Raw genomic sequence first — 22,799 nt, forward strand, 5'->3', positions numbered from 1 at the left:
CATCGGTGGGTTCTATACTCCGGCGAATGGAGCCGACGAGCCAGATCGAACCCCTGTACGCCGCCGTACTGCGCCGCAATCCCGGTGAGAAGGAATTCCACCAGGCGGTGCGCGAGGTGCTGGAATCCCTGCAACCGGTCCTCGATCGCCACCCCCACTACGCGGAGACCGCGATCGTGGAGCGCCTGTGCGAGCCCGAGCGGCAGATCGTCTTCCGGGTGCCCTGGACCGATGACCGGGGAAGAATCCATGTCAACCGGGGCTTCCGGGTGGAATTCAACAGCGCCATCGGCCCCTACAAGGGAGGACTGCGCTTCCACCCCTCGGTCAACCTCGGCATCGTCAAGTTCCTCGGCTTCGAGCAGACCCTGAAGAACGCCCTGACCGGCAAGCCGATCGGAGGAGCCAAGGGTGGCAGCGACTTCGATCCCAAGGGACGCTCCGACGCGGAGGTCATGCGTTTCTGCCAGTCCTTCATGACCGAGCTGTACCGGCACCTGGGGGAGTACACCGACGTACCGGCGGGCGACATCGGCGTCGGCACCCGGGAGATCGGCTATCTCTTCGGCCAGTACCGTCGTATCACCAATCGCTTCGAGTCAGGGGTCCTGACCGGGAAGGGCGTCGGGTGGGGCGGTGCCCCGGGGCGTCCCGAGGCCACCGGCTACGGCCTGGTCGTTTTCACCGAACGGATGCTCTCCACCCGTGACGACTCCCTGGACGGCAAGCGGGTCGTCGTCTCCGGGGCGGGGAACGTCGCCCTGCACGCCATCGAGAAGGCCCGCGCTCTCGGCGCGGTCGTCGTGGCCTGCTCGGACTCCCGGGGGTACGTCGTCGACCCCAAGGGACTCGACCTCGACCTGCTCAAGGAGATCCGCGAGGCTCGCGGCCGGGTCGAGGAGTACGCCGAGCGGCGTGGTGCCGACGCCCGCTTCGTGGCCGACGCCCCCGTCTGGCAGGTGCCCTGCGACGTGGCCCTGCCCTGTGCCACACAGAACGAACTGACCGCCGCCGACGCGGCCGAACTCATCCGCAACGGTGTTCTGGCGGTGGCCGAGGGCGCCAACATGCCGACCACCCCCGATGCCGTCGAACTGCTCCGCGAGGCCGGGGTGCTCTTCGCCCCGGGAAAGGCGGCCAACGCCGGCGGGGTGGCCACCAGCGCGCTGGAGATGCAGCAGAACGCCTCCCGCGACTCCTGGTCCTTCGAGTACACCGAAGAGCGACTCGAGGAGATCATGCGGCACGTCCACGACACCTGCTTCGAGACGGCCGAACGCTACGGTCGACCGGGGGACTATCCAGCCGGGGCCAACATCGCCGGTTTCGAACTGGTGGCCGACGCCATGGTGGCCCAGGGTCTCATCTGAGCGTTCCCCGTGCGGTGCCCGGCCCGGGCGACCGGTGGATCGGGCACCGCACGGGGGGTTCCGTCGACAAGGTCGCCGCGTGGAGGGTCCACACGGAAAATACCCGGCGGTATCCATCTTTCGGGTGGTTTGCTGATTTTTCGTTCCTCGGGTGTCCCGACGGTCGGATGATTTCCCCGGGCCGTTTCCACAGCCCGAAGGAAGGATGGTGCGCACACCGATGGGTACGACACGACGGAACGTTCTGGGGGCCACCGCGGCCGTGCCTTTGCTGGCGCGATTCGCCGAAACGGCATCCGCCGCCGACGGCGACCGATACGGCAGGGTTTCCGATGGCTGGGTCGAGGTGCGGTGGGCCCCTCTGGTCCGGGAGGAGCTGGACCGGTTGGGAGCCGTGGTCCGGGCCGTGGCCCCCGCCCGACTGGTCGAGGACGCACACGGTTCGGCGATCCGATTTCCCGTGAACCCCGTCAAGGGCGATCCCTCACCGGAAAGTCCGCAAAGGGCCCGGGGCGACGGTGGGCTGCAGGGCGGTGTCGCCGTCCGCACACCGATCGGGAACCTTCGACTCACTCACCTGACGGGTGTGCTGGAGGACGGGCTGGCATCCGGGAGATGCACGATCAACGGCCTCGAGGTCGAACACCACCCCGCATTCCGGTGCGGTCTGACGGAGGGCCGACTGATCACCGAACCGACTCGGGACGGCGGTGTGATGAGGGTACGGATGGTCGAGGTGCCGCTGCGCCCGACCGCCGAGGCACTGGAGGTGTACACCGCGACCTTCGGTGCACCGGCCCTCACCGTCGACACGGTACTGGCACATGTGACGGCGGAAGGCCTGTACACCCCACCCCGGCGGTGAACCGGGCCCGGCCCGGTTCAGGTGAACCGGGCCGGCTCCGCCGACCGGGTGGGGTGGGGCAGGCCACCCCCGAAACGGCGCCGACGGCCGGAGTACGCCGTGATCGCCTGCCGCAGCCGTTCCAGGTCGAAATCGGGCCACGGCGTCGGATCGAAAACCATCTCGGCGTAGGCGAGATGCCAGGGTAGGAAATTGCTGATCCGCTGCTCACCGGAGGTGCGGATCAACAGATCGACATCCGGCAGGTCCGGGACGTACAGGTTCCGTGCCAGGTCGGCGGGGCCGATCTCCTCGGGCAGGATCGTGCCGGCGACCGCCTCCGCGGCCAACGCCCGGGCCGCCCCGACCAGCTCCTCCCGTCCCCCGTAATCGAGGCAAAGGGTCAGCGACAGTACGTCATTGTTCGATGTCATGCTTTCCACCAACATCAGAGAGGAGGCCAGTGACGGCTCGAGGCGGTCGCGCCGTCCACACCAGCGCACCCGCACCCCCAGTTCGTGCAGCCACTCGATTCCCAGGGCGATGCCATCCCCCAGGCTCTCGAACAGGGCCCCCAGTTCCTCTTGGGAACGCTGCCAGTTCTCCGTGGAGAACGCGTAGATGCTCAGGTGTCGCACTCCCAGCCGCAGAGCCGCGTTGACCAGACGTACCGCGGCCCACTCGCCCGCGTGATGCCCCTGGTGGGGCGGAAGCCCTCGTGCCGCGGCCCACCGTCGGTTGCCGTCCATGATGACCGCGACGTGGTCCGGCACCCCACCCGTCTGCGGCCGGGCCGGGCGCCGGACCACCCCCTCGGCCGATACCAGCGGCTCGATTCCGTCGGTGAAGACCTGCGATCGTCGCAGTGCCACCTCGTCGAACTGCAGATGCGCCCCCAACAGCAGGCCGCGCAGGAACACATGGCACTCGGGGTCCACCATCCCCGGCACCGGCGCCGCCAACTCCAACAGGTCACGCCAGCGGTCCAGTTGGACAGCCACCAACTCGTCCAGCGCCTCGAGTCGATCACCGCGTCGCAGGTCGTCGGGGCCCAGCCCCGACTCCCGCAGATCGGCACGCGGCAGGTAACACCGGCCGGCGGTGAGATCGGCCGGCAGATCCTCGAAGACATCCACCATCTGGCACACCTCCCCCAACGCCGAGATCGCCGCCTTCGCCTCCGGCGTCCGGGCCCCCACCATCGGAGCCCACATCTCGAAGACGGTCCCCGCGACCCCCCGCAGATAACGCCGCTGGTCCGCGAACGTCTCGAAGACCGGTGGGGAGACACAGTCGGCCACCATCGCCTCGAAGAACTCCTCGATCACCCCATGATCGACCTCCCACCGCAGCACCGTGTCCACGTACGCCCGCCGCAACGGATGGTCGCTGCGCCCGATGCGCAACTCCTCAAAGGTCTCGTCACGCCATCGGACGAGCAGTCGCTCGCGTTCCACCGATGAATCGTTCTCATCGGCGATGTGGTCGGTCCGTACAAGGAAACCGTGCACGGCGTGGACATGGGGGCGGATCGTGGAGGGCAGAGACTCCGTCGCCCGCCACATCGGCGCAATGACCTCCCTGACCTGCGCGGCACACAATTCGTAGGACTCGCGCAGCTCGCGCGAATCGAAAGCGCCCTCATCCCTCACCACAGCCCAACCCCTCGCCTTCGCCCACCCCGTCGGTACGGGCACCCGGTCGATACGTGTGCCCCGGGCCCCGGCGACGGCGGACGGCGGCACCTCTTCACCGACCCCTCACCGGAGACCTCCATCCCCACCAACGACACACCGGTCGATTGGTGGCGGGTCGCACGCGGGAAGATGTGGATCCCGGGCACGGAGTACGAGAACGGCTTCCCAACCACCCCGGGGCCCACGGCGCGGGGGAGCCCGAACGCGCACACGGTCGTTCCCCATCGGAGCCGGGACACCGTCGCGGTCATGGAGGGCACCACGGATGCGCCGGGAACCGGTCGGCCAAACGGCTGGGAACGTGGTCGGTGTGCGATCCGAAGGGAGACCTCCGCCCACCGAAGAGCGAGAGGGAGGGTTGTCGATGACAGCGCGACCAACGGAGCGAGCGGAACCGGAGTCCGACCACACCGGCGGGGGCGCGGGACGGGGTTCCCGATTGGTGCCGCCCACGGCCGTGACGGCGTTCCCGATGACGCAGCCGTACCCGACCGGGACCCGGCCTGTGACCGATATCGGAACCGGACGTCCCGCCGGTGATCCCGGGGTTCGGGGCGACCGCCGTGCTTCCCCGCCCGACCTCACTCGGCGATCGGCCGGATCGGTACGACCGCGCACCGTGGCCGACCGCGTGGTGTCACAAGGAGCACACGCAGAGGATGCCGGTTTCTTCGTCTTCGCTCCGCCGGGCCCCGGACACCGGGGCCCGGCGGAGAAAGACTCCACCGGGCCCCGGGGTGCCGTGTCCCCACCACCTTCCGCACCGTATCCGCGAGCACCCGATCGCGCTCCCGGAGCGTCGGGGAAGCGTGGTGTGCCGTCGGTCAGGCGGTGTGCAGCGTCAGGCCGTAATGCTGAAGGATCGGATTGATCGGGTTGAAAACGGTCATGCTGGTGCCCTCGCAGCTGCCGCTGCCACCGGAGTGGACACCCTGGGCCTGGTCACCGGCGATGACAGAACCGCCGGAATCGCCCGGCGCGCTGCAGGCGGAGCTGAACGACATGCCGTGGGCGACCTCACCGCTGGAGTACCGCACCGTCTGGTTGACCGCGGTCAGGGTGCCGCAGCGCCAACCGGTGGTGGAACCGGAACGGCAGATCGAGGACCCCACCGCCACGGGAGAGGAACCGCGCACCAGCTGATCCGATACGCTGCCCCAGCCCAGGACGACCGGCACGGTCCACCAGCCGCTGCCCACGTTGACCCAGGCCATGTCGCTGCCGGGCCATACCCGCCCCTGGACCTGGCCGATGTGGGTGTTGTCCCAGCCCCGGACGGCCGAGCCCGTGGTGCCGCAGTGTCCGGCGGTGACAAAACCGCCGTGTACCGGGAAACCGATCGAACAACGCGCGTTGCCGACGTAGAACGGATCACCACCGACGATGCCGGCGGCGTGGGTGACGATCGGTTCCCCGAGTGTTTCGACGCCGATGGGCCCGGCGACGCCGGCATCGGCCAGGAAGTCCTGGACGGCGGGGTTGTCCGTGTGTTTCTCGACCACCCGGATGACAACCTCGTTGGCACGCACGTCCACGCCCCACCCCGCGACACCGACGGGGGCGCTGTCCGCCAGCTTGTCGATCTCGGTCTTCACCGAGTCGAGTTCGGCGGCAGTGTGGGTGACGTGTGCGGTGGCCACGCCGATCTCCTCGACCGCTGCGACGGCGCTGTTATCGGTGACGGCGACGATGAGGTCGCCGGAGACCGGGTCGAACCAGCTGCCGGCGAAGGAATCACCGGCGGCTTCCTCGGCGAGCGGGACGAGTTCGCCGGCGTTGGCCTCCAACGCGAGCCGGGCCAGGGCCTGTTCCTCGGTGAGGCCGAGGTCGCTCTGCATCGCCGCGAGCAGGCCGGGGGCGACGACCTCTTCCTGCGTCGCGACCTCCTGCGCCGCAATGGCGCTGGTGGTACCGGCTCCGGCCAGAGCGGCGGCGAGGAGCAGAGTGGACAGGCCGGCACCGACGGTGCGTCGGGTGATCCTGCTGCGGGACACGGTGCGAGACATGGGGGTGGTGCCCTTCTGTTGTTCCCTCGGTGGGGGTGGAACAGCGAAGGCCGGGAGCGCTCTCGAACCCAACGGGAGCCTAGGAGCGCCGAGGAGTCCGCGTCCAGTGCGGGAAGTTCCGGAACTTCCGGGGTGGTCGGGCCGGTTGGGCCGAAGTACGGACACGAGGGTGATGGCTTCGGTGGGGACATGCGCAAGCTTTCGCCGGCTCGGCAGGAGGCCGTGCGGATGCGGGTGATGGCCGCGATCGACGCGGGATTGTCGGTGGCCGGGGCGGCGAGGGTGTTCGGGGTGTCGACCAAGTCGATCGGTCGGTGGAGAACTCGTCGTGATGGCGGCGGGGTGGAGGCGTTGCGGTCCGGGAAGCCCGGGCGGAAGGTTGGATCGCACCGGTTCCCGTCGGAGAGCGAGGAGGCCGCCGTTCGGCAGGCCATCATCGACTATCGTCCCGAGCAGTTCGGTCCCGGTGGAATGCTGTGGACGACGAAGAAGGTCAATGAATTCCTGCACCGTCATTTCGGGGTGCGGTTCTCCCATGGCGGATTGTGCAAGTTGATGGATCGGATGGGGTTGTCGTTCCAAAGGCCCGACCGCAGGGCCCGGGAGACCCCCCCGCCGCTGTCGAGGAGTGGACGCGTACCACCTATCCGGCGATCCGGGCCCGCGTGGCGGCCGAGAACTCGCTGGTCATGTTCGCCGCCCGGGTCGGGATCCGCTCCGATCAGGTCCACGACCGCACCCGGGGAGAGCGGGGGAACACCCCGATCGTGGCCCGCACCGGACAGCGGTGCGGCGTGAACGCCATGTTGGTGATCTCCACCCGGGGCGCCATGCACTTCACCGTCTTCGCCGACCGCTTCACCACCACCTGCATCACCTTCCTCAACCGGGTGATCGGAAACTTCCCCGAACAGAAAATCCACCTGATCCTGGACCGGCACCCCGTTCACCGCTCCAAAAAAGCGAACGCATGGGGCGCCGAGCACGCCGACTCCATCGAACTGCACTTCCTGCCGCCCCACGCGCCACACCTCAACCCCGATGAACTCGTCAACGCCGATCTCAAACGCCAACTCGTCGACAAGGTCCTTGACAACCGGGCCCAACCGGAGGCCTCAACCCGCGGCATCCTCCACGGGAGCCAGAAACTCCCCGACCGCGTCAGGGGATACTTCCGGGCCCCGCACACCGGATACGCATCAGACATCGTTTAGTGATATGTCGATAAAAGTCAATATCGGCGTGTCCGCTACTCGGGGGAGGCCCCCTACCCGGTGGGAAAATGTTCCTTCATCACGATGCGGACGTTCTCCCGAAACTCCACCAGGGACTGCTCGTCCGGGCCCGGCTCAAGCGACAGAGTATTGAGCTCTTCCAGACGCTGACGCAAAGCACTCGGATCATCAGAACGCCGCGGCACCACGGCGACCGGCTGCGGACGGGTGACACGCGGCCAAGGTGCAGCTGTTCGTCTTCGCGAGGGTGGCCTCGCTCGGGGATCGTCGTTCCGTACGTGCCCGTTCGGGTGAATTCAGGTTTGATACGGCGAGTCGCCACCCGGATGACGTGATGATGTGGTCCCGGCGGCGTGCAGACGCCCGGAGGAGAAGTAGGCGATCTTGAATCTCATGGTGCGTGTGCTGGAAGGGTCCGCTGCCGGCGCTTTCATGGCGTCGTCGTGGGCGGAGCTGTACCGGCAGGACCCGCAGGCGACCCCCTACCAGTCACCGGCGTGGCTCATCGGGTGGGCACAACAGCTCCCACCCACCTCACATCTGGTCGTAGCCCTGTGCGAGGGCCCTGCTCGGCAGGCCCTGGCCGCTCTACCGCTGGCCCGCGACCAGGGGGACACCGGGCGGCGCACATATGCCCTGTCCACGCCGATGGGGGAGTACGTCCGCGCCGTGGGCCCGGCAGCCGAGAACCCGCAGGTGGCGGCGTCCCTGGCCCGATACCTCGAGGGGCGGGCCTCTGAGGGCCGTCACATCGACATGGCGGGCCTGCCCACGGACAGTGTCCTTGCCCAACACCTCATGTCCACCGACCCTGCTCGTCCGGGACGCTGGCACACCAGCGCCACCGACTGCGCCGAAATCCCGTTGCCTCTCGCCTATGAGGAGATGTCCCGCTCGACCCGACGTGATCACAAACGACGCCAACGCACCTGGGACGAACTCGCCCAACACCGCAAGGTGACCTACCGGCGCACCCACGACAACGACGAACTGCTCACCGCCTACACCGTTCTCGCCCGCCTGCACGCCCACCGCTGGGCCGGCCACACCCCGCCTGCCGGCACGCCCCACACCCCCGGCGCACCCCACTGGCCGGCTGTGCTCAAGCGCTGCGGCACCAGCATGGCGTTCATCGCCACCCTCGCCGTGGACGACGAGATCGTCGCCGCCCAACTCTGCCTGACACGACATCGCCGAGCCTACTCCGTCGTGCCGGCCATACACCCCCAGTACAAAGACCTCGCTCCCGGTCACGCCCTCCTGCGCCACCTCGCACACGACCTGACCACCGCCGGATACGAATACCTCGATCTGGGCCGCACCGTCCCGGGCCAGCACGCCTACAAGGACCAGTACCGGCCGCGCTGGAGTAAAACCCTCTCCGCCGTCAGTGCACCTGCACCGGCGTGTCTCAGCGTGCTCGACGAACTCGTCCGGCCCGCCACAGAACTGGTCTGAGAGCCCAGGCCGGTGTCACCTGCGCGTGCATGCGCGACTTGGTGGTGAAGGTGGTGAAAAGTACCCGCATCCCAAGCCCTGTTCCGGCGAACGCCCCGTCTTGGATGGTCTCCACCCTCGGCCCGTCACCCCGTACGGGAGTCGAGAGCTTGTTGCAGCGGCGCTCGACCGGAGGCGGCCCACGGGCCTCCAGCGGTTTCCCCGCACCCCGGAGAACAGCAGGTCATGTACTACGGTGGGAGCAGCCGGCGAGGACCGGCCGACGGGCGGAGCGCCGGGTCCCGGCCCGTGCCGCGAGGGAGATACAGCAGGGAGACGATGTCAGCCACGAGATTGCTCGTCCTGGGGGTCGTGCGGATGCACGGCCGGGCGCACGGCTATCTGGTCCGCTCCGAACTGCTCTCCTGGGGCGCCGACGAATGGGCGCACATCAAGTTCGGCTCCATTTACCACGCCCTGCGGCAGCTGGCCAAGGAAGGGCTGCTGAAGTCGACCGACATCCCGGACTGGCCCGGCAGGGTCGACTACGAGATCGTGCCCATGGGCGAGGAGGAGTTCTTCCGGCTGCTGCGGGACGCCCTGCGCCAGGGCAACAACCGACCGGTCATGCTCGGAGCCGCGCTGGTGCTGCTGCCCGCCCTCACCCGTGAGGAGGCGATCGGCCTGCTGCGCGAGCGCATTGCGTCGCTCTCGGCCGAGCAGGGGGAGCTGATCGCCAAGGTCGACCAGTCGGCCGGTGAGCAGCCGCAGCGGGCCCACATCCGGGAACTCCTCGGCCTGTGGGAGCACAGCGCGGCCGCTCAGGCGGACTGGACCAGGGCCCTGATCGAACGCCTGGAGGCGGGCGCGTACGTCATGGCGGGGGAGTAGCCGCACCCCACGGGGGCCCCTTCCAACCGTTGACCGGGACTTCGCCGTGCCCGCCGCTCTACGCGTGGTGGCCGACGTGCTCGGCCTGCCCACCGAGAGCCGGTAGCGGCTCCCCGAGCTGCACGCGGGCCCGGCCACCGCCCTGGACGCCGGCCGGTGCCCGCAGCAGCTGATGACCACCCGGGCGCTCCTGGCGGCTGTGACCGGCCTCTGTGAGGAGTTGACCGGCCTGGTTGCCCACGGCCGGGCCACCGGTCTCGCCGGGCTCACCGGGGTCTCCCCGCAGGACGCCGTCGCCGTCGGGGTGTTGGCCGTCGTGGTGGGTGTGGAGGTCACCGCCACGGCCGTGTGCAACGCCGTACGGGTCATCCTGGACCAGCCCGGGCAGTGGGAGCGGATCGGGCGGGAGCCCGGCCTGGTCGATGCCGCGGTGCGCGAGGCCCTGCGCCTGGTGCCGCCACTGCGCTTCGACAGTCGTATCGTCCGCGAGCGTGTGGAGTTGGACGGTAAGACGATCGAGGAGGGCCGGCGCGTGGTGGTGCTGATCGACGCCGCCAATCGCGACCCGGATGCCTTCGCCGACCCGAACATGTTCGACCCCGGTCGCGCTGACGGCGACCGCGCCCTGATGCCACTCGGGGGTGTCGCGGCCCCGGTCGCCGAGACGCTGGTGTGGATCCAGACGCAGGCCGCGATCCGGGTCCTCACCGAACTCCGGCCCGGCCTGCACATGACCGCCGAGGTGCCACAGGTGGCACTCGGCTGGATGTGGGACGCGATCTACCGGGCCCAGCGCATCGAGGAACTCGGCGCGGGGCTGCACCTGCCCTCCGACGGCCTGAGCGCCGACGTTCTGCGTGCCAAGCTCGTGCGAGTGCTCGACGACCCCTCGTTCAGCCACGGGGCGCGGCGGCTGCGTCGGGCCGTGCTGTCGACACCGAGCCCGAACGAAGTGGTCCCCACACTCGAAAAGCTGACCGCGCGTCATCGGTCGGCGCCGGTGGCACGCTGAGGGAACGAGGACGGGAGAGGCGTGAACATACTGGTGACCGGTGCGGCCGGATTCATCGGCTCGCACTTCGTCAGGACGCTGCTCGGCGGTGGATACCCCGGGCACGAGGGCGACCGGGTGACCGTCCTGGACAAGCTCACCTACGCGGGGACGCTGAACAACCTGCCCGTGGACCACGAGCGGCTGACCTTCGTGCACGGCGACATCTGCGACACGGTGCTTCTGGACCGAACCCTGCCCGGCCACGAAGCGGTGGTGCACTTCGCCGCGGAGTCGCACGTGGACCGGTCCGTGGCCGGCGGGGAGGCGTTCGTGCGCACGAACGTGCTGGGCACGCAGGCGCTGCTCGAAGCGGCGCTGCGGCACGGGACGAGCGTGTTCGTCCAGGTTTCCACGGACGAAACGTACGGCTCGATCGCCGAGGGACGCTGGACGGAGCAGGAGCCGTTGCTGCCGAACTCCCCGTACGCGGCCTCCAAGGCCGCCGCCGACCTGATCGCCCGGTCCTACTGGCGCACGCACGGTCTCGACGTGCGCATCACCCGGTGCGCCAACAACTACGGCCCCGGACAGCATCCCGAGAAGCTGGTACCACTGTTCGTCACCCGGCTCCTCGACGGCAGGACCGTCCCGCTGTACGGGGACGGTTCCCATCTCCGCGAGTGGCTGCACGTGGACGACCACTGCCGGGCCGTGCGGCTGGTGCTGGACGGCGGCAGTCCGGGGGAGATCTACAACATCGGCGGGGGAACGCACCTGACGAACCGGGAGATGACCGGCCGGTTGCTCGCCCTGTGCGGGCGCGACTGGGACCTCGTGCGGCAGGTGGCGGACCGTAAGGGGCACGACTTCCGCTACGCGGTGGACGATACCAAGATCCGCCGGGAGCCGGGTTACGAACCGCGCCGGTCGATGGAGGACGGGTTGCGCGAGACGGTCGAGTGGTACGCCGCCCACAGTGACCACTGGGGCATTCGGCAGGGCTCCGGGGTCCGGGGATACTAAAACTTGTATATGGCGACCGCCCTGCCCTATGCTCACTGGGTATCCAAATTTGAGCAACCAGAGAAAGGGTGGGCATGGGCGGCGCCGACCTGGCGATCCAGACCGAAGCTCTGAAGAAGAAATACGGCGACAAGGAGGCCCTAGCCGGACTCGACCTGCAGGTACCCCGAGGCGTCGTCCACGGCCTGCTCGGCCCGAACGGCGCGGGGAAGACGACCGCGGTCCGCATTCTCTCCACCCTGCTGAAGCACGACGAGGGAACGGCTCGCGTCGCCGGCTACGACATCGCCTCCCAAGCGGCCCGGGTGCGCTACAGCATCGGGCTTCTCGGACAGCACGCCGCCGTCGACGAGGATCTGAGTGGCCGTCAGAATCTGGTGATGTTCGGCCGCCTGTACCACATCGGCAAACGCAAAGCCCAACAGCGAGCCGACGAACTGCTGGAGCGCTTCGGGCTCACGGAGGCCGCGGGAAAGCCGGTCAAGCAGTACTCCGGCGGTATGCGGCGACGCCTCGACCTCGCCGCCAGCCTCATCCTCGCCCCGTCCGTGCTCTTTCTCGACGAGCCCACCACCGGGCTCGATCCGCGCGGCCGTAACGATGTCTGGGAGTCCGTCCGCGGCCTGATCGCCGAGGGGCGCACCGTCCTGTTGACCACCCAATACCTGGAGGAGGCCGATCAACTGGCCGACATGATCTCCCTGATCGACAACGGCAGGGTGGTCGAGACCGGCACTCCCGACCAGCTCAAGAACAAGATCGGCGGTGACCGGATCGACATCGTGCTGCGCAGGCCTCATGACGTACCGCGCGCCGCCCGCCTGATGGGCACCCTGCTGCGGTCCGAGCCCGAGACGGATTCCGACAACCGGCGCGTCAGTGCCGTCGTCGAGGACCGGGTCGCCGCCCTGACCACCGTCGCCCGGGAACTCGACGAAGCGGGGATCGAGGCCGAGGACATAGCCCTGCGCAGGCCCTCGCTCGACGAGGTGTTCCTGCACCTGACCGGAAACGGGACGGTTACGTCAGCCGAGCCGAGCCTCAAGGAGACCGCCCAGCCATGAGCGCGATCGTCATGCCCGAACTGCCCGGGAACCCCCTGGCCAAGCTCGGCTGGGTCCTCGCGGACTCCTGGACACTCACCCTGCGCGGACTGGCTCACTGGGCGCGCAACCCCACCCAGATCCTCGCCGGTCTCGCCTTCCCGATCCTGATGGTACTGCTCTTCGGGGGCATCTTCGGCAGCGGCATGCAGGTCGAGGGCGGTGGGAACTACATGGAGTTCCTCATGCCCGGCATGTTCGTCATGGCGATGGCCTTCGGTATCGGCGAGACCATGGCCGGCGTCACCGCCGATGCCTCCAAGGGCGTCACCGACCGGTTCCGCTCCATGCCCATGTCCGCCGCCTCGGTCGTCATCGGGCAGAGCATCGTCAACATGCTCTACAGCACCGTGGTCCTGCTTGTCCTCATGGGTTGTGGAACCATCGCGGGCTGGGGCTGGAACGACGGATTCGGACCGGCGCTGGCCGCCTTCGGGCTCCTGCTGCTGCTCCGCTTCGCCCTGCTGTGGGTCGGCATCTACCTCGGCCTGATCATCAGCACCCCCGAGGCGACCTCCGCCGTCTATACCCTGCTGTTCCCGCTGGGCATCGTCGCCAACACCTTTGTCTCCCCGGAGATGATGCCGGGCTGGCTCGCGACCATCGCCGAGTGGAACCCGCTGTCATCGACCGCCCATGCCACCCGTGAACTGTTCGGAAACCCCGGGGTCGGCGGAACCTCCTGGATCGCCGAGCACGCCATGCTCATGGCCTTCGTCTGGCCACTGGTGATTTTCCTGATGTTCTTCCCACTGGCCGTCCGCAGGTATCGAGCCCTGAGTCGGTAGGCGAAACCCCGGGCCGGGGTGTGAGCCGGTTGGATCCCCCGCGCCGGCTCACACCCCTTGTTATCGGGGCCCGTGCCCCGTGGCGTTGCGGACCAATGGTCGAGCGGCGCCCGAGGCGCCCACGACGCGGTGTCGAGTGCGTCCTGACCGGGTGAACCCAGCGTGCACGGCATGACCGTCTTCGACATCGCCATCGCGGAACTCAACGGCAGAGAGGACCTGCCGGCCCGGCACCGCGGCCACACCCTGCTCATCGTCAACGTCGCCTCCCAGTGCGCCCTGGCCGGTCAGTGCGCCGGGCTGGAGGAACTCACCCAACGCCACCGGGAGGACGGGCTCGCCGTCATCGGGGTGCCCTGCAACCAGTTCGGTGAACAGGAGCCGGGCACCCATGAGGAAATTGCGGCCTTCTGTTCCGTTCAGCGGATTTCCTTCCCGCTCACGGAGAAGATCGACGTCAACGGAGCGAACCGTCACCCCCTCTACACCGCCCTGACCCCATTCGCCGACGCGGAGGGCCACACCGGGGACGTGCGCTGGAACTTCGAGAAGTTCCTCGTCTCGTCCACCGGTGAACCCGCGGGCCGATTCGGCCCCACGGTCGACCCCCGGGACCCCGAACTGCTGCGGGTCGTTCGCGCGCAGCTTCGGTGAGCCCCACGAGCCGCACGCCGCAGAGAGGATGATTCGTGAACCAGACGCCGATATCCGAAACCGAAGAGAGCATCCAGGTGGTCGGTGCCCGCGAGAACAACCTGAAGGATGTCTCCCTCGTCATTCCCAAGAACCGCATCACGGTCTTCGTCGGCGTCTCCGGTTCCGGTAAGTCCTCCCTGGTATTCGACACCGTTGCCGTGGAGGCCCAGCGGCAGCTCAACGCCACCTTCCCCTGGAACATCCGGCATGACCTCCCCAAGTTCGAACGGCCGCACGTGGACGCCGTCACCAGGCTGACCACCCCCGTGGTGGTCGACCAGCGCCCCCTGGGGGGGAACGCCCGCTCCACCGTCGGCACCGTCACCGACGTCTACACCGTGATGCGCGTGCTCTTCGCCAATCACGGCAACGACGGCCTCGGCCAGACCTGGCTCTACTCCTTCAACGACCCCAAGGGCATGTGCCCCGAGTGCGAGGGCCTCGGCCGTGCCAGGTGCCCCAACCCCGAACTGATGATCGACCTCGACAAGTCGATCACCGAGGGGGCCATTCTCCTGCCCGGTTACACGGTGGGCAGCGCCAACTGGCAGTTCTACGCCAACTACGAGCCCCTCGACGCCGACAGGAAACTCGCGGATTACACCGATGAGGAGATGCACACCCTGCTGCACGGCAGCACCGGGACGGTGGAGGTGACCTACCCCAACGGCAACGTACTGGCGCTGCGCTACGAGGGCCTGGTGGACAGCTTCGTCCGCCGCCACCTCAAGCGGGACTCGGCAGGCATGAGCAAGGCCGTCCGTGACAAGGCGGCCGAGTTCTTCACCGAGGGCGTCTGCCCCACGTGCGATGGCGCCCGACTCAACCAGAAGGCGCTCGCCACCCGGATCGACGATCACAACATCGCCGACTGGTGCCGGATGCAGGTCAGCGACCTCGTCGGCGTGGTCAGCGCGCTCCGGGAGCGCCTCGACACCCCACTGGTCACCACCATCATCGAGACGCTGGAACAGATCCAGGCCATCGGCCTCGGCTATCTCACCCTCGACCGAGCCACCTCCACCCTGTCCGGCGGAGAGGGGCAGCGACTCAAGCTCGTCAATCACCTCGGCAGTGAACTGACCGGCCTGACCTACATCTTCGACGAGCCCAGCGTCGGCCTGCACCCCCGTGATGTCAGCCGTCTCAACGACCTGCTGCGCGCCCTGCGCGACAAAGGCAACACGGTCCTCGTCGTCGAACACGACCCCGACGTCATGGCGGTCGCCGACCACATCGTGGAGATCGGCCCACGGGCCGGCGTGCACGGCGGCACGATCGTCTTCGAGGGCGGCTACCGGGAACTGCGCGAGGCCGGCACACTCACCGGACAGGGACTGCGCCGGACCGGCGGGATCAAGGAGAATCCCCGCCGGTTCGAGCGGACGATACCGATCCGCGACGCCACGGTGAACAACCTGAAGAACGTCTCGGCCGACATCCCGGCCGGTGTCCTCACAGCGGTCACCGGGGTGGCCGGTGCGGGCAAGAGTTCCCTGATCGCCCATGCCTTCCGCGCTCGGTACCCTGGCGCCGTCTTCGTCGACCAGTCGCCCATCCCCCGTTCCTCCCGTTCCACCCCGGCGAGCTACCTGAAGCTGATGGACCCGATCCGCAAGCTCTTCGCCAAGGCCAGCGGTGAGAACCCCAGCCTGTTCAGCTTCAACTCCAAGGGCGCCTGCGAGGAGTGCGAGGGCCGCGGCCTGCTCATCACCGAGGTCGCCTACATGGACCCGGTCACCACCCACTGCGAGGTTTGTGAGGGCCGCCGGTTCAAGGAGTCGGTACTGCAGCACCGGGTGCGCGGCAAGAACATCGCGGACGTTCTGGAGATGTCCGCCGAGGAGGCGGGGGAGTTCTTCCTCTCGGGCCCGCTGCGGGCCAAGACCGGCGCCCTGAGGGAGACCGGCATCGGTTATCTCGGCCTCGGCCAGTCGCTGGCGACCCTCTCCGGCGGTGAGCGGCAGCGGCTGAAGCTGGCCGACCGGCTGTCCGGGACGGGCACCGTCTACATCCTCGACGAGCCCACGACGGGTCTGCACCTGTCCGACATCGACAACCTCGTCGGCCTTCTGAATCAGCTCGTCGACCGGGGCAACACGGTCGTCGTCATCGAACACGACCTGGCTGTCATCTCGCAGGTCGACTGGGTCATCGACCTCGGGCCGGAGGGAGGCAACACGGGCGGCGAGATCGTCTTCACCGGCACCCCGGTCGAACTCGCGTGCACCCCCCACTCTCACACAGGAGAGCACCTGAGGCTCTTCCGGGAGCGGTAGAGGGCCCCGGCCCCGTGCGGGCAACCGGTGGTCACGGGTCCCTGCGGGCAGAATGTCACCGCAGGGACCCGCGGAGTCACGGAGGTCGGGTCTGTAAAACGTTCGGCTCTGGCCCGTAGTCGGTGGTGACGCCGGGTAGCCGTCCGAAATCATGATCTGGTGATGGATGTCAACTCCCTCATGGTGGCCGTGTTTTCCGGGCTGTCAGCGCTGGTCGCCGAGGACATCGTGGACAGCGGTGGCGCTGTGGTGTTCACGGCCCGCACCCGGGATGCGGCGCGGTGCCGTGTCCGGTGTGCGGGACGCCGACGGCGAAGGTGCACGGGTATCACCGCAGGACGGTGACGGACGTGCCGGTCGACGGCCACCAGGCCGTCGTCCATCTACGCGTACGGCGGTTGGTCTGTCCGGTCCCGGGCTGCCGGCGGCAAACCTTCCGTGAGCAGATTCCCGGACTGCTGGAGCGTCATCAGCGCCGCACGGTGCGGCTTGCCCGGCAGATACCCCGGGTGGCTCGGGAGGTATGCGGCCGGGCGGCCGCACGCCTCGCCGGCCTGCTGGCCGTGCCCGTTTCCCGCAGTACCGCGTTGCGCCATCTGTGCCATCTGCGGCGCCTGTCGCTGCCCCGGCAGGAGGTCCCGCGGGTGATCGGCGTGGAGGACTTCGCGCTCAAGCGACATCACCGGTATGCCACCATCCCGACCAACGCAGAGACCGGCGAGCGGATCGACGAGCGCTTCGTTCCCGACGAGGCCGAGCTGATCTTCGCTCTGGCCCACGACACGGTGTTGCCCGAGCCTCGAGCGCGAACCCCCGCCCACGCCTTCCGGTACTTCTGGCTGGGGGAGCTCGACGCGGCGGCGTGCATCGGCCTGCCCCGGGTTGAGCAAATCCTCAGGCAGCTCACTCCCGCCCCGGGCGACGCTGCGCGCTCATCACCCTTGACCGCCATGGACTCTGGGCCGGGCTTCACACGGTCGAATCGAGCGCCGACCCCGCTCCGCTTCGGCGAACACGTTGGCCCACCCCATGCACGAGCTCTGGCCGCGACGGCGTTCCCGGCGGCGCCCCCCGCCGGCCCGGTCACCGGAAACGGCCTGTGCGGACGGGTTCGGAGAGAAACCCCCGCGTTGGTACCGCTGTGCCCGGGGCCTGCGCCGCCACTGCTCCCCCTGGCCGCCCGGGGTCGGCTACCAGGCCGTGTGCCTTGCTGTGCAGTGGCCCCGGCCCCGCCACGGTGGTTGCCCCTCCCGCCTCACCGGTGGCCGGTCCCTACCCAAGGGCCGGCCACCGGCCGTATGTGCGACACCCAGGGACTCGGAGCATCACGCCGTATCCGGCCGAGTCGTGGTGTCGGGTCCACTGGTGGATGGCTTCGGTGATGTCGATCGTCGGGTGGCGGTGGTCCTGGTGTTGCCCGGGTCGTTGGTTCATGTCCTCCGGGCGGTTCGGATCGTCCCGGCCGGTGGGGAGTCCATCGTTGACCGGCGGGGTGTGGGCGGTGCTCAGGGGTGTACTCCACCCATGCCTGCACCGGGGTGGTGCCGGGCGGGCAGTGGACCCGCACGCTCCAAAAGCCGGTGTGCGGGCCCGAGGTCCCGTAACTGCCGTCGGAACAGGTGACTACGGCCCACCACCGGGTGGTGCCGGTGGAGGAACGGGAGACGGAGAAGTACCACTGGTGGCAGTCGAAGTATGCGTTCCCGCAGTGCACGCTGCGGGCGCCGACATCCAGGGCGTGTGCCCCTCCGGCTGCCGGCGCGGGCAGTTCGATGTCCGCCGGATCCCGACGCACCACTTTTGCCCGCCACGGGGGTACTCCTTGGTGTCCGGGAGGGGTTCCCAGCCGTCGGCAGCCAGGGTGCGGGTCGCGGCGGCCGGCGACTCCGCCGGGCACGCGGCAGGCACCACCCGCACCATCCGCCCCCGTGTCTCGTACGGCTTCCTCGGCCACATCGACATCACGGAGCACCGCTCCGGGCTTCCCACTCGAAGCGACACATCAAGCGAAGGATCCCACCGTGACGAGATCGAGAACACCGCCCTGCGAAATGGCCGGCGGAGCCGTCGAGAGGGAACCTCACGTCTGTCGGCCTCGGGGTCGCCGAAGACGGACGGTGACGGCGCCGGATGGAACTTGAACACGCGAAGACTGCACGCTTTCAGCCGATCCGGTACCGACAGCGGACGACAGAACGGATGATTCCACCCATCAAGGCGTGCGAACCTCATGTTGAGGGCCGTATTTGTCCCAGGAAGAGGCGGGGCTGATTCTGGCCCGTTTGCGAGTGGCGTTCGTGGAGACTGCCTGAAAATTTGTGTTCTTCTTGTGTCAAATTGCCAGGCATCGGTGGCCGCCGGCGTCGCTTTGCCTGTCTTTCCGTGCGGGGGTGCCCCTAGCCCTTTCGTCAAGGGGCGGGGCGGTTGTTCTGTCGTGGTTCATGCGGTTTGGGGGATGGCATGGGGCTGCAAGAAGACGCCGTCGCGGAGCGTCGCGAAGACTATGCGGGTACGGCGGAGGGTGAGACGCGTCACGGCCTGCTTGTTCCGTCTTTCCTCGGCCGTCCTGGAGGCCTTCGGCCCCGGCACCGCGATCAGGCGTCGTCGGCCGACCACCGGTGTCCGAGGTCCGCCGCCGCATGGGAACGGTGGACGGCACGGCCCGCGTTCTGCGAGCCGGCTGCATGAACTCGCGGGAAGGGGGTCTGCGCTTCCAGGTGCTGGGGTCGGTCGCGGTGCGTTGTGGGGATTCATCCGCCCGCCTGCCCGGCACCGTGGCACGCCGCGTGCTCACCGTGCTGATGCTGTCTCCCGGAGAAGTGCTCAGCACCCCCCGCCTCGCCAAGGCGGTCTGGGGCCCGTGGTGCCCGGCGACCGCCTCCAACCAGGTGCGTAAGGCGGTCGCCCAACTCCGCCAGGCGATACCGGGCGCGGGCGCGCACCTGCTCACCGACGGCCCGAACTACCGGCTGAACGTCGGCGCGACCGAGTCCGACCTGGTGGAGTTCAATCAGCGCCGTCTGCGGGTCCACAGGCTCGCGGAGGGCGGGGCGGACGAGGCCCAGCTCATCCGGGAGCTGCAGACGGTCCTGTCCCTCTTCCGCGGTCAGGTCGCGGCCGACATCGTCGACGGCGACGAGTTGGAGAACGGCCTGATTCGCGCAGCCGCACGGGTGGTGGAAGAGCGGCGGCTCGCGGTCCAGAAGGAACTGATCTCGCTGCGGCTGCGCTCGTCGCCACCGGCGCTGGTGATAGAGGACCTCCGGGACCTCGTGGCGCAGCACCCGCTCGCGGAGGACCTGCGCGCACAACTCATGCTCGCGCTGTCCCTCTCGGGCAGGCAGGCCGACGCGCTCGCCGAGTACGCCGAGATACGCACCCTGCTGCGCGACGAACTCGGCATCGACCCCGATCATTCGCTGGCCAAGGTGCACGAAGCGGTGTTGTGCGGTGAAGCGCTCGCCTACCTGCGGGCCGGAGCCCCGCTCTGCGATTATGAAAAGCCCATGGCCACCAAGCTTGACGCGGGTGGACAGCATGTGGCGGCACGGGTCCGGAAGGCACGCGTCCGGGCCATCTGCACCCTGCCCCACGGGCTGACCGACTTCGTCGGCCGCCGGGAGGAGACGGACACCCTGCTGCGGACCGCCAGGGCGGGCTCCCGGGGCCCGGGGCCGCTGCTGATCTGCGTCGACGGCATGGGCGGCATTGGCAAGACGGCTCTCGCCCTGCACGCGGCCCACCGGCTGGCCCTGGACTGCCCGGACGGCCAGTTCTACGTCGACCTGCACGGATTCAGTCCGTGCGAGCGGCCCCGCGAACCCGCTGAGGTGCTTCAGGTGCTGCTGGGCTCATTGGGGATCGAGGCGAAGCACATCCCGGCGGACCTGGACAGCCGGGTGGCCATGTGGCGCGCACGGCTGGCCGATTCCAAGGTGCTGCTGCTGCTCGACAACGCTGCGAGCGAGGCACAGATCGTACCGCTGCTGCCGCCGGGCAACGGTTCCCTCACCTTGATCACCAGCCGTCGTCGCCTTTACGGCCTCGACGGCACCGAGCCCTGCCCGGTCTCTCGGATGAGCGCGGGCGACTCCCGGGAACTGGTCGAGCGGCTGCTCGGGGGCGAACTGGAGTCCGAGGCGACGGAACGGCTCGTCGCGTACTGCGGGGGACTACCGCTGGCACTGCGCCTTGCCGCCGCCAAACTGCGCAGCCGCCCTACCTGGACGCTGTCCCATCTGGTGGAGCGACTGGGCGACGTGCGCCACCGTGCCGCTGAACTCCAGGCGGGCGACCGGAGTGTCCGGTCGGTGCTCCGGCTCTCCTTCGACGCGCTGACCGAGGCGCAGCGCCACGCCCTGTGCGTGCTGGCACTGGTACCGGACGCGAGCATGGACGTGCACGGGGCGGCCGCCCTGCTCGGCACCGGTCCGGCCGAAGCCGAGCTGCTGCTGGAGGGTCTGCTCGACGTCAATCTCCTCGAACAGCCCCATATCGGCCGCTACACCCTGCACGGGCTCGTGGCCGGTGTCACGGCGGGCACGGGGGAGTTCGCGCAGCTCCTGCGCGGCGGGCGGCGCTCCGCGCTCCGTCGGCTGCTCGCCCACCACCTGGCGGTCACCTCCCGAAGCTGCCTCCTGCTCGGACGGCCGGGCGTCGGGTCCGGTGCCGGACCCGACGCCGTCCCCCACCTCCCCGAGATCAACAGCCGCAAGGAGGCGACGGAGATCTGTGAGCGGGAGCTGCCCGCGATGGTGGAGATGCTGTGTGTTTCCGGGCACGAGGAGTTCTTCGGTCCGGCCGCGCAGCTCGCGCGCAACCTGCGGTTCGCCCTGTCGCCGGAGGGCGGAGTCTGCGAGGAGGAGAGGGGTGGGGAGTACGACGGCGGGGCCACCGGTTCCCGGGCGGCCGAGGCGTACCGCATGGCGCTGCTCGGTCTGGCAGATGCCTGCCGGGACGTCGGCCTGTTGGAGCAGAGCGCGACGTTGACCGCCACGGCGATGGGCTCGGCCGGGGCCCCGGGCATCCGCTCCGGGGACGGGGAGTGTGTGCCATAGCCGGGGCTGTCCGGCCCGCGCGGGTGCGGTGCGGCGTCTTCCGGGCCCGCGCAGGCATGGTGGGGCCGCAGGGGCGGCGGTGCGGTCGGAGGCGTCGGCGCACCCCGCGACCGCGGGATGGGCGGGGGTCAGGGTGCGGATGCCACCCGCGGTCGCTCGGCGGGCTCGAACCTCACCGGAATGCTGCGGTAGGCCCGGAAGGTGACGCTGGGCCGCCGTTCCACGACTCCCGCCGCGGTCGGCGTGGCCGGTGCGTGAGCCAGCCACCGCAACACGGCGCGCCCCTCGACCCGGGCCAGTGCCGCGCCCAGGCAGTGGTGCACGCCGCCGCCGAAACTCACGTGCGGATTGGGGTCGCGGGTGATGTCGAGCCGCCCGGGGACGACGAACCGGGCCGGGTCATGGTTGGCGGACCCCAGCAACAGCACCAGGATGCGGCCCGCGCGTACGGTGCGGCCGTCGATCTCCACCGCCTCCTTCACATAGCGCGCGGTGGCCTGGATCGGCGCGTCGTAACGCAGGAACTCCTCGACGGCCGGGACCGCCAGCTCCGGCCGGTCCCGCAACAGGGCCAACTGCCGCGGGTGTTGCAACAGCCCGGAGAAGATCGTGGATATCAGGTTGGTGGTGGTCTCGAAACCCGCGAAGAACAGGAATACCACGTTGTCGACCAGCGTCTCCCGGTCGAAGTCGGGATGTGTGCGCCGAGCGGCCAGCAGATTGCTGATCAGGTCGTCGGCGGGCCGCTTCGCCCGCTCGTCGACCAACGTCGAGACGTAGTCGCGCAGCCAGATCACCGCGTCGTGCGCCGCCGCCCGCTCCTCCACGGGCACGTACAGTGCGAACGCCTTGGCCAGTTCCACCGCGTGCGGCCGCACCGCGTCCCTGTCCACGTCCGGAATGCCGATCAGCTCGCAGACCACGGTGACCGGCAACGGGAAGGCCAGGTCGCCGACCATGTCCAGTACCCCGCCCCGGCCCGCGCGGTCCCGGGCCTCGGCCATCAGCAGGTCCACCTGGGCGGCGACGTAGTCCTCCAACCTGCGCATCAGCCCCGGACTGAACGAACGCTGCATGATGCCCCGCAGGAAGGTGTGCGCGGGCGCGTCCTGGTCCAGCACGATCCGCTTCAGGAACTCGTTCGCGGGCCCCGCCCCGGTGGAGAACTCGTGGTACTCCGGCGGGTACTCATGCCCGAGCCGACGGTCCTTGAGCAGCCGGCTGACGTCCTGGTGGTGCGACACCACCCACTGGCCGGCCGCGCCGCGGGCCAGCCGGCCGGCCGCACGGAGACCGGCGTACACCCGGTAGGGGTCCGCGACCACGGCGGGATCGCGGGAGTCGAACTTGACGGGCAGCTCTCGCATGCGGCCGGCACC

At 69.0% G+C, this 22,799-nt stretch carries 16 protein-coding genes and 2 pseudogenes; 14 read left to right on the forward strand and 4 right to left on the reverse strand.

The window, feature by feature from the left end; all coding sequences use genetic code 11:
• Nucleotides 1-26: 26 nt before the first annotated feature.
• The gene (gene gdhA / locus LZF96_RS04950) at nt 27-1,370 is read left to right on the forward strand and encodes an NADP-specific glutamate dehydrogenase (protein ID WP_233865952.1); all 1,344 of its coding nucleotides are present in this window, start codon (nt 27-29) and stop codon (nt 1,368-1,370) included.
• A gap of 205 nt (nt 1,371-1,575) precedes the next feature.
• Nucleotides 1,576-2,235: a hypothetical protein gene (locus LZF96_RS04955; RefSeq protein WP_233865953.1), complete on the forward strand. Its 660-nt coding sequence runs from the start codon at nt 1,576-1,578 to the stop codon at nt 2,233-2,235.
• Between the two features lie 17 nt (nt 2,236-2,252).
• On the opposite strand, the gene uppS is transcribed toward LZF96_RS04955, so the two are convergent.
• Both uppS and LZF96_RS04965 read right to left on the reverse strand, forming a co-directional pair.
• Complete coding sequence (uppS, locus tag LZF96_RS04960) at nt 2,253-3,866, reverse strand: polyprenyl diphosphate synthase (protein WP_233865954.1); 1,614 nt, start codon at nt 3,864-3,866, stop codon at nt 2,253-2,255.
• Between the two features lie 869 nt (nt 3,867-4,735).
• Nucleotides 4,736-5,917 carry a S1 family peptidase gene (locus LZF96_RS04965; RefSeq protein ID WP_233865955.1) on the reverse strand — a complete coding sequence of 394 codons (1,182 nt, stop codon included), beginning with the start codon at nt 5,915-5,917 and terminating at the stop codon, nt 4,736-4,738.
• 189 nt (nt 5,918-6,106) lie between these two features.
• Between LZF96_RS04965 and LZF96_RS27270 the strand changes: the two are divergent.
• The 4 genes and pseudogenes from LZF96_RS27270 to LZF96_RS04980 all read left to right on the forward strand — a co-directional run.
• Nucleotides 6,107-6,511, forward strand: a pseudogene (locus LZF96_RS27270) (winged helix-turn-helix domain-containing protein); the annotation flags it as partial.
• 71 nt (nt 6,512-6,582) lie between these two features.
• Complete coding sequence (locus LZF96_RS04970) at nt 6,583-7,131, forward strand: transposase (RefSeq protein ID WP_233865956.1); 549 nt, start codon at nt 6,583-6,585, stop codon at nt 7,129-7,131.
• 414 nt (nt 7,132-7,545) lie between these two features.
• Complete coding sequence (locus LZF96_RS04975; protein WP_233866091.1) at nt 7,546-8,610, forward strand: GNAT family N-acetyltransferase; 1,065 nt, start codon at nt 7,546-7,548, stop codon at nt 8,608-8,610.
• A 318-nt stretch (nt 8,611-8,928) separates the two neighbouring features.
• On the forward strand, nt 8,929-9,480 hold the full coding sequence (locus LZF96_RS04980; protein ID WP_233865957.1) for a PadR family transcriptional regulator: 552 nt from the start codon (nt 8,929-8,931) through the stop codon (nt 9,478-9,480).
• Between the two features lie 58 nt (nt 9,481-9,538).
• Here LZF96_RS04980 and LZF96_RS04985 read toward each other — a convergent pair whose 3' ends face one another.
• Complete coding sequence (locus LZF96_RS04985) at nt 9,539-9,721, reverse strand: hypothetical protein (protein WP_233865958.1); 183 nt, start codon at nt 9,719-9,721, stop codon at nt 9,539-9,541.
• On the opposite strand from LZF96_RS04985, the gene LZF96_RS04990 reads away from it, so the two are divergent.
• The 8 genes and pseudogenes from LZF96_RS04990 to LZF96_RS05025 all read left to right on the forward strand — a co-directional run bounded on the left by LZF96_RS04990 (nt 9,701) and on the right by LZF96_RS05025 (nt 21,420).
• Nucleotides 9,701-10,492 carry a cytochrome P450 gene (locus LZF96_RS04990; protein ID WP_233865968.1) on the forward strand — a complete coding sequence of 264 codons (792 nt, stop codon included), beginning with the start codon at nt 9,701-9,703 and terminating at the stop codon, nt 10,490-10,492. The genes LZF96_RS04985 and LZF96_RS04990 overlap by 21 nt on opposite strands.
• 21 nt (nt 10,493-10,513) lie before the next feature.
• Complete coding sequence (gene rfbB / locus LZF96_RS04995) at nt 10,514-11,497, forward strand: dTDP-glucose 4,6-dehydratase (protein ID WP_233865970.1); 984 nt, start codon at nt 10,514-10,516, stop codon at nt 11,495-11,497.
• Between the two features lie 74 nt (nt 11,498-11,571).
• Nucleotides 11,572-12,561 (forward strand): ATP-binding cassette domain-containing protein, encoded by a 990-nt coding sequence (locus LZF96_RS05000; protein ID WP_233865972.1) that lies wholly within the window; start codon nt 11,572-11,574, stop codon nt 12,559-12,561.
• The gene (locus tag LZF96_RS05005) at nt 12,558-13,388 is read left to right on the forward strand and encodes an ABC transporter permease (RefSeq protein ID WP_233865974.1); all 831 of its coding nucleotides are present in this window, start codon (nt 12,558-12,560) and stop codon (nt 13,386-13,388) included. Before LZF96_RS05000 ends, LZF96_RS05005 begins: the two co-directional genes overlap by 4 nt.
• Before the next feature lie 171 nt (nt 13,389-13,559).
• Complete coding sequence (locus tag LZF96_RS05010; RefSeq protein WP_233865976.1) at nt 13,560-14,042, forward strand: glutathione peroxidase; 483 nt, start codon at nt 13,560-13,562, stop codon at nt 14,040-14,042.
• Nucleotides 14,043-14,077: 35 nt separating this feature from the next.
• Complete coding sequence (locus LZF96_RS05015) at nt 14,078-16,363, forward strand: excinuclease ABC subunit UvrA (protein ID WP_233865978.1); 2,286 nt, start codon at nt 14,078-14,080, stop codon at nt 16,361-16,363.
• Between the two features lie 189 nt (nt 16,364-16,552).
• A pseudogene (locus LZF96_RS05020) lies at nt 16,553-17,094 on the forward strand (transposase family protein); the annotation flags it as partial.
• A 1,908-nt stretch (nt 17,095-19,002) separates the two neighbouring features.
• The gene (locus LZF96_RS05025; RefSeq protein WP_233865980.1) at nt 19,003-21,420 is read left to right on the forward strand and encodes a BTAD domain-containing putative transcriptional regulator; all 2,418 of its coding nucleotides are present in this window, start codon (nt 19,003-19,005) and stop codon (nt 21,418-21,420) included.
• A 128-nt stretch (nt 21,421-21,548) separates the two neighbouring features.
• Here LZF96_RS05025 and LZF96_RS05030 read toward each other — a convergent pair whose 3' ends face one another.
• Complete coding sequence (locus LZF96_RS05030; protein WP_233865982.1) at nt 21,549-22,787, reverse strand: cytochrome P450; 1,239 nt, start codon at nt 22,785-22,787, stop codon at nt 21,549-21,551.
• Nucleotides 22,788-22,799: the final 12 nt, after the last annotated feature.

It is taken from the genome of Streptomyces sp. ST2-7A, from assembly GCF_021390475.1.
GTDB lineage: Bacteria > Actinomycetota > Actinomycetes > Streptomycetales > Streptomycetaceae > Streptomyces.